At 67.5% G+C, this 255-nt stretch carries 1 protein-coding gene; it reads right to left on the bottom strand.

Going from position 1 to position 255, the window contains the following annotated elements; all coding sequences use genetic code 11:
* Positions 1–255 (bottom strand): Ig-like domain-containing protein (locus ACIPVK_RS21875; protein ID WP_407614081.1); only part of this gene is annotated, 255 nt, incomplete at both ends.

Raw genomic sequence — 255 nt, 5'->3', positions numbered from 1 at the left:
GTGAACGCAACCTCGGCCGTCGACCCGTCGACGTCCTGGGTGGCAACCACGTTGTGGTCGCCGGCCGGAACATCGGCGAACGTCACGGTCCAGTTGCCCTCGGCATCAACGACCGCGGTCTGCGGGTTCGTGGCATCGCCATCGAGGACCACCGTGACGGTGGCACCCGGCTCGCCCTTGCCCGACACCGGAACAGAGCCGGTCTCGCCCAGATCCTGACCGGCGGTCGGGGAATCAATGCTCACCGGAGCAACA

The organism is Paeniglutamicibacter sp. MACA_103, assembly GCF_045798555.1.
GTDB lineage: Bacteria > Actinomycetota > Actinomycetes > Actinomycetales > Micrococcaceae > Paeniglutamicibacter.
Note: the sequence above shows the minus strand (reverse complement) of the source record. Positions and strands in the feature narration are given on the sequence as shown.